Genomic DNA, 6,248 nt, shown 5'->3' on the forward strand with positions numbered 1-6,248 from the left:
TTTTCTTATTACAATTTAACAACACATTATTATGGGTCTGCATCAAGATTTTTTTGGCAGTAGTTTCAAGCCAAGCTTAGAAAAAGAAAACAAGGGAGGTGTTGAATCTTTAGCGCAACAATGGGCTAAAAAGTATTTGCAAAACCTCCAAGTTGATGAAGACGATAAACAAACTACTGATACGGTGAGTTTAAAAGAAGTTGTCTCCGAAGCGGGACGAAAAAAAACAGCTAACAAATTAATGGAATCTCTACGCAGCGTTAGTGCAAAAGCTTGGAACAAAACTGAAGCACTTTTAGCCGCAGAAGTCAAACGACATAACATCAAACCCAATTTGATTAACCCTTGGGAAATTGCAGCTGATTCTTTTAATATTTACCGAACCGTTTTAGATGTCTATACTAAACAAGCACCATTGCGGCAACTATCTACGGTAATAAAATTGGCTCGTGAAGATGAGTCACTTTATAAAAAGGCGCTAGAAATTTACACTGAACAGGTGGCACCTAGCCACTTAGCAACGGCAATTGGTGCAAATGTTGGAGCGATGCGGCGTAAATATACTCAAGACGATCCTAGAGTTATTGGCTTTGTGAATATGCAATTTCATTACACTAGCGAGATGCTTTTAAAACCACTTTCCTCTTTAGAGCGATCCTTTGTTGGTGCATATTTTAAAGTCATTGACGATCACTTGTATATGCCACTACAACGCGCTTATGCAGCCGCAGCTAAACATGATTATGATTCTTATGCTCTCTCAGCAGTACAACAACTTTTACCTGCCAGCACACAAATTGCCAAAAATGTTTTCCAAAAGATCGTCGAAATCTATCCAAATTATCGTTCTTACACAGGTTTATTGAGCGATCCGGTGGTTAAAATATCTAGTATTCGAGATGTAGAAATGTTTCAAGTCTACCTTTGGGTATGCGGTTTAGAAAAAGATATATCTGCGATTCAACAAGAATTATTTCCATTGTGCGTCATGCTTTATCCGACATTAAAAGTGCAGTGGGAGCTTGTTCGTCAAATGCTGCACTTGCTAGGACAAGAAATTAGCGATCGCTTGACTCCCAAACAAGCTAACACCTTAATGCCATATTTTCAGGTTTTGTGGCAAATGTTCTCTCCAGAAGTATTTGGTGAGCTGGATTTCGAGAGAAAATCAGACAAAGTTGATGACGAATTTTGGCAAGCGTTATTTAGCTAACAGAAAATATCTGAACTTAATTTATAAAATTTTACATTATTGCTTAAGTCATTTTCTCACTGACTGCATTTCCTTTTCAGCCAGTGTGCGCTCAATATCCTGTCACAACAGCAATAATTAAGTTCTGCTTTTCACATTTTATTAGAAAATGAGGAATCCTGTCACCAAATCACAATTTTTCGTTTTAGTTAAACTGCTTGTTTCGTGACAATAACTCTGATATTCTTATCATTTTAATCTCTGAGTTAAGTTGTTTTCATGATCTTAAGATACAGCAAATAACATGGTAATGACTAATAAAAAGTGGGCTGTCAAACGTATTACTGTAAATCTTGCAACACAAGAAGCAGAAAAACTGGAAAAATATTGTCAACAGACAGGTAGACCAGCAACTGATGTGATACGAGAATTGATTCGAGGGTTACAAATTTCTGACGATATCAATGGAGTGAAAAGTTGATAACAATGGAACTAGAGACGCTTATATGGTTGGACTAGAAAAAGAATTATTACCCATACCCAATGCGAGTGTGCCCAATGCGACCGTGCCTAATGACTAATAACTAAATACAAGTAGCAAATTCCGGCACTAACCCAGTTACAATCTGTAAAGAAGTTGAAAGGGAAAGACGGAATGCGTGTTGCAATCGTAGGTGCGGGACTGGCTGGACTAGCAACAGCAGTAGATTTAGCTGATGCAGGTTGTGAAGTCCAGATTTTCGAGTCCCGTCCCTTTGTGGGTGGTAAAGTTAGTAGTTGGGTTGATGGGGATGGCAATCACGTTGAAATGGGCTTGCATGTGTTTTTTGGGTGCTACTACCAGCTATTTGAATTGATGAAGAAGGTCGGGGCATTTGACAACTTACGCCTCAAAGAACACACCCACACTTTTGTCAACAAAGGGGGACAAACTGGTGCGCTAGATTTTCGTTTCTTTACAGGTGCCCCATTTAATGGGTTCAAAGCATTTTTTACAACTTCTCAACTCTCGGTTTTGGATAAATTGCAGAATGCTCTAGCCTTAGCTACAAGCCCAGTAGTGCGCGGTTTGGTAGATTTTGATGGAGCGATGAGAAATATCCGCAACTTAGATAAAGTTAGCTTTGCCGACTGGTTCCGCAGTCACGGCGGCAGTAATGGTAGCATCAAACGTATGTGGAATCCGATCGCTTATGCGTTGGGTTTTATTGATTGCGAAAATATGTCTGCCCGTTGTATGTTGACAATTTTTCAGTTATTTGCAGTCAGAACTGAAGCATCAATATTGCGAATGTTAGAAGGTTCGCCCCAAGAGTATTTGCACAAGCCAATCCTCGAATATTTAGAAGCAAGAGGAACCAAAGTTTACACGCGTCGGCAAGTGCGAGAAATTAAGTTTACTTCCGGGGAAGAAACTCACGTTACTGCTATCACGGTTGCCCAAGGTGAGACAGAAGAAAATATCACCGCTGATGCTTACGTCTTTGCTTGCGATGTCCCTGGAATTCAGCGAATTATACCACAAGAGTGGCGTAAATGGTCGGAGTTTGACAATATTTATAAGTTAGAAGCGGTGCCAGTGGCAACAGTGCAGTTGCGGTTCGATGGCTGGGTGACAGAACTCCAAGATGCCCAGAAACGCAAACAGCTAAATTATGCGGCGGGGCTGGATAATTTGTTATATACTGCCGATGCTGACTTTTCTTGTTTTGCGGATTTGGCTTTGACTAGCCCCGCTGATTATTATCGAAAAGGTGAGGGTTCTTTGTTACAATTGGTGCTGACACCCGGAGACCCGTTTATTAAACAAACTAATGAGGCGATCGCTTCTCATGTCCTCAAACAAGTACACGAGTTGTTTCCCTCGTCGCGAGAGTTAAATATGACTTGGTACAGTGTGGTGAAACTTGCTCAGTCTCTTTATCGGGAAGCACCAGGAATGGATGTTTACCGTCCTCACCAAAAGACACCAGTACCTAACTTTTTCCTGGCAGGTAGTTACACCCAGCAAGATTATATCGATAGCATGGAGGGAGCGACAGTTTCTGGGCGGCGTGCGGCGAAGGTAATTTTAGAGAATCTGAAGAACTAACGAACCGCAAAGACGCGTTCGCGTAGCGTCTCCGAAGGAGAAGGACGCGAAGGAAGAAGAAAGAATAGACATCTCCAGAAAAGACGTAGAGACGTTCCACTGGAACGTCTTTACAAGGGTTTCGGGCAACGCATAATTAAATTCTGGAGATGTCTAATGGCAGATTGGCTAGAGCATAGCGTGCAGGTAGAGGTAGAGGCTCCTATAGAGTTAGTGTGGAGCCTCTGGTCAGATTTGGAGCAGATGCCGCGCTGGATGAAGTGGATTGAGTCGGTCAAGATTCCCGAAGATAATCCAGAGCTATCTATTTGGACGCTTAATACTGGTGGTTTGCAGTTTAGCTGGAAATCCCGGATTTTGAAAATGATTCCCAATCAAATTATTCAATGGGAATCAATTGATGGTTTGCCGAATCAAGGAGCGATTCGCTTTTACGATCGCAAAGATAGCAGTATTGTTAAACTTAGTATCTCCTATGCTATCCCCGGTATCCTTGGCAAAATCATGGATAATTTGTTTTTGGGACGAGCGGTAGAATCTACGATTCAAGCTGATTTAGACCGGTTTAGAGAATACGCTCTCAAGGTTAAATCGAATCCATTTTAGAGAAAAGCAGACAGGACTACATAATTTACGCTGCTGTGCAAACGGTTGGCTCTGGAAGCGGATCACCGGCAGCATTATAGGCAATAATTAAAGACTCTAATGCTTCAATTCCATTGGCTACTGCTGACTGGTACGTATCACCATGAGTCCTGAAGCGTTGTCCGGGAAAATCAGGAAACCCTACCAAAAAGCAGTTATCTTCAACAGACCACTGAATAACCATTTGATATTTAAGCTTCGTCATCTTGTTTGTTGCCTTCAACTTCCTCAATTGCCTGTTTTACTTCTTTTTCTTGGTAGCGTTTAGCATCTGCTCCATCTTTGCCAGCAATGGTGATTTTTCCCAGGTACAAAGGATGTATCCAGTTAGTGTGACTTCCTTTGCCTGGGAGTTCAGCAAAACCTGCTTTCTGAAGCATTTGCTTAAGCTCCCGAATTTTCTTTGGCATTACTTATAAAAAAAAATTATATAGATTAAAGGAATAAAGCTTAATAAAAAAGGACATTGGTAAATATAAAGGCAGAAAATTCAAATTTCTGGTAGAGACGTTCCACGCTTTACGTCTCTACAGATATGGCTTAAATCTGTCATAACTACCAAGTTGGATCGCTAAACAAATTAATTGTCAATTCTTCGTCTTTTGGCGGTACTGAGGTAATACAAGCGCGGATGATATCACCATCATCTAATTCGACGCTGCAAGCATGACACGACCCCATCAAACAACCAGTAGGAATGAATATCCCGGCTCGATGTGCTACATCCAGCAGAGATTCTCCTACTTCGGCATCAACGGTGACATCATCTGGTAAAAAGCGGATGCGAACACTCATAAAACATTTGTACTACTGAGACAAAAATGGAGTTAAGTCTAAATGGCGTTCTATTTCCGTGGCGAGAGAGTCTAAAATATTTTCTCGCTCTTCGCGGTAGTTGGCAACGCCCGTAGGTAGAGATTTTAAACCGCGCTGTTGACGCAGGCGATTTAACCAAGCGCGACGCCAGGGACCATTGTCAAAAATGCCGTGGAGATAAGTACCCCAAACTGATTGGCAACTATCTACCAAGCCTAAATTAATATCGTCAAATAAAGCTTGGAAAGCTTTGGAATCTGTTCCTGGCATTTCGATGCGCGATCGCCCTTGGTGAATTTCAAAGCCATTTACCGGCAAGCCCATTTGCGGAAAATTCGAGCTAACTTGACGCTGACGGGCGATTTTCTGTCCCGTAATCACCGTTTTGATGGGTAATAAATTCAAACCCTGATATCTGCCAGCTTGTCCTTCTATCCCCTCAGGATCGGCTATCATTTGACCAAGCATTTGATATCCACCGCAAATACCCAAAACTGTACCACCAGATGCGGCATAATGTTGAATTGCTTCTGCCATACCACTTTTTTGCAATAATAGCAAGTCGGGAATTGTGGTTTTTGTTCCGGGAATAATTACAGCATCTGGATGTCCCAAATCTTGCTTGGGGCTTAAGTATTTTATCGCAACTGAGGATTCTGATTCTAAGGGGTCAAAGTCGGTAAAATTGGCAATTCTCGGTAAGCGAATAACCGAAATGTTAAGCTCGTTACTGGTTTTGTTAGACCGACGATCCAGTAGATCAAGCGAGTCTTCCGCCGGAAACAGATGTTCTAAATAAGGAATAACACCGACGACGGGAATACCAGTACGCTCTTCTAACCATTTGATTCCTGGTTCTAAAAGCGATCGCTGTCCCCGAAACTTGTTAATTACTACACCCCGAATTAAAGCGCGTTCGTCTGGGTCTAGTAATTCCAAAGTACCCACAACATGGGCAAAAGCACCACCCCGGTCAATATCAACTACCAGTAGCGTTGCTGCATTCAAATGTTTCGCTACCCGCATATTTGTTAAGTCGCGGTGCTTAAGATTAATTTCTGCCGGACTACCAGCACCTTCGCAAACCAGCATATCAAACTCTGTTCCTAAATGCTGAAGCGATTCTTCAATTGCTCGCCAACCCAGGTCAAAATATTGCTCGTAGTACTCTGCGGCACCCACTTTGCCTACAGGCTTACCCTTAATAATTACCTGGGAGGTCATATCTCCTTGGGGTTTGAGTAAAATTGGGTTCATTTCTACCCAAGGAACGACTCCCGCAGCCCAAGCTTGTACCGCTTGCGCGTAACCCATTTCACCCCCATTCGCGGTGACATAAGAATTTAAAGCCATATTTTGACCTTTAAAGGGAGCCACTCGCCAGCCACGCCGCGCTAAAATGCGACAAAGAGCTGCGGTTATCAGTGATTTACCTGCGTGGGATGTTGTCCCCACTACCATAATTGATTTCATAAATAATTATTGCGATTTTTCTAGATAAGG

General features: G+C 42.1%; 8 protein-coding genes. 4 read left to right on the forward strand and 4 right to left on the reverse strand.

Translation table 11 applies throughout. From position 1 onward, the window contains the following. The first annotated feature begins 31 nt into the window (after positions 1-31). The 4 genes from OGM63_RS10395 (at position 32) to OGM63_RS10410 (ending at position 3,890) form a co-directional block, all read left to right on the forward strand. Complete coding sequence (locus OGM63_RS10395) at positions 32-1,213, forward strand: bilin-binding protein (protein ID WP_263745445.1); 1,182 nt, start codon at positions 32-34, stop codon at positions 1,211-1,213. 289 nt (positions 1,214-1,502) lie between these two features. Beyond that, positions 1,503-1,673 (forward strand): ribbon-helix-helix domain-containing protein, encoded by a 171-nt coding sequence (locus tag OGM63_RS10400; protein ID WP_263745446.1) that lies wholly within the window; start codon positions 1,503-1,505, stop codon positions 1,671-1,673. A 174-nt stretch (positions 1,674-1,847) separates the two neighbouring features. Beyond that, positions 1,848-3,284: a 9,9'-di-cis-zeta-carotene desaturase gene (gene zds, locus OGM63_RS10405; RefSeq protein WP_263745447.1), complete on the forward strand. Its 1,437-nt coding sequence runs from the start codon at positions 1,848-1,850 to the stop codon at positions 3,282-3,284. A 156-nt stretch (positions 3,285-3,440) separates the two neighbouring features. Beyond that, a complete protein-coding gene (locus OGM63_RS10410; protein ID WP_263745448.1) occupies positions 3,441-3,890 on the forward strand; it encodes an SRPBCC family protein in 450 nt (149 codons plus the stop codon). Positions 3,891-3,915: 25 nt separating this feature from the next. Here OGM63_RS10410 and OGM63_RS10415 read toward each other — a convergent pair whose 3' ends face one another. The 4 genes from OGM63_RS10415 to cobQ all read right to left on the reverse strand — a co-directional run bounded on the left by OGM63_RS10415 (position 3,916) and on the right by cobQ (position 6,218). Beyond that, the gene (locus tag OGM63_RS10415; RefSeq protein WP_263745449.1) at positions 3,916-4,134 is read right to left on the reverse strand and encodes a type II toxin-antitoxin system HicB family antitoxin; all 219 of its coding nucleotides are present in this window, start codon (positions 4,132-4,134) and stop codon (positions 3,916-3,918) included. Further along, the gene (locus OGM63_RS10420) at positions 4,121-4,339 is read right to left on the reverse strand and encodes a type II toxin-antitoxin system HicA family toxin (protein ID WP_263745451.1); all 219 of its coding nucleotides are present in this window, start codon (positions 4,337-4,339) and stop codon (positions 4,121-4,123) included. The genes OGM63_RS10415 and OGM63_RS10420 overlap by 14 nt, the downstream gene beginning before the upstream one ends. Positions 4,340-4,484: 145 nt before the next feature. Further along, complete coding sequence (locus tag OGM63_RS10425) at positions 4,485-4,724, reverse strand: 2Fe-2S iron-sulfur cluster-binding protein (protein WP_263745452.1); 240 nt, start codon at positions 4,722-4,724, stop codon at positions 4,485-4,487. A gap of 12 nt (positions 4,725-4,736) precedes the next feature. Next, on the reverse strand, positions 4,737-6,218 hold the full coding sequence (cobQ, locus tag OGM63_RS10430) for a cobyric acid synthase CobQ (RefSeq protein WP_263745453.1): 1,482 nt from the start codon (positions 6,216-6,218) through the stop codon (positions 4,737-4,739). Positions 6,219-6,248 lie beyond the last annotated feature (30 nt).

The sequence above is a fragment of the Plectonema radiosum NIES-515 genome (assembly GCF_025753815.1).
Classification (GTDB): Bacteria; Cyanobacteriota; Cyanobacteriia; order Cyanobacteriales; family Nostocaceae; genus Hassallia; species Hassallia radiosum_A.

What these genes read in the sequence shown, in the direction of transcription:
- OGM63_RS10400 (WP_263745446.1), top strand. Translation starts at nt 1,503, where the DNA reads ATGACTAATAAAAAGTGGGCTGTCAAACGTATTACTGTAAATCTTGCA.
- cobQ (WP_263745453.1), bottom strand. Translation starts at nt 6,218, where the DNA reads ATGAAATCAATTATGGTAGTGGGGACAACATCCCACGCAGGTAAATCA.
- OGM63_RS10425 (WP_263745452.1), bottom strand. Translation starts at nt 4,724, where the DNA reads ATGAGTGTTCGCATCCGCTTTTTACCAGATGATGTCACCGTTGATGCC.
- OGM63_RS10415 (WP_263745449.1), bottom strand. Translation starts at nt 4,134, where the DNA reads ATGACGAAGCTTAAATATCAAATGGTTATTCAGTGGTCTGTTGAAGAT.
- OGM63_RS10410 (WP_263745448.1), top strand. Translation starts at nt 3,441, where the DNA reads ATGGCAGATTGGCTAGAGCATAGCGTGCAGGTAGAGGTAGAGGCTCCT.
- OGM63_RS10395 (WP_263745445.1), top strand. Translation starts at nt 32, where the DNA reads ATGGGTCTGCATCAAGATTTTTTTGGCAGTAGTTTCAAGCCAAGCTTA.
- OGM63_RS10420 (WP_263745451.1), bottom strand. Translation starts at nt 4,339, where the DNA reads ATGCCAAAGAAAATTCGGGAGCTTAAGCAAATGCTTCAGAAAGCAGGT.
- zds (WP_263745447.1), top strand. Translation starts at nt 1,848, where the DNA reads ATGCGTGTTGCAATCGTAGGTGCGGGACTGGCTGGACTAGCAACAGCA.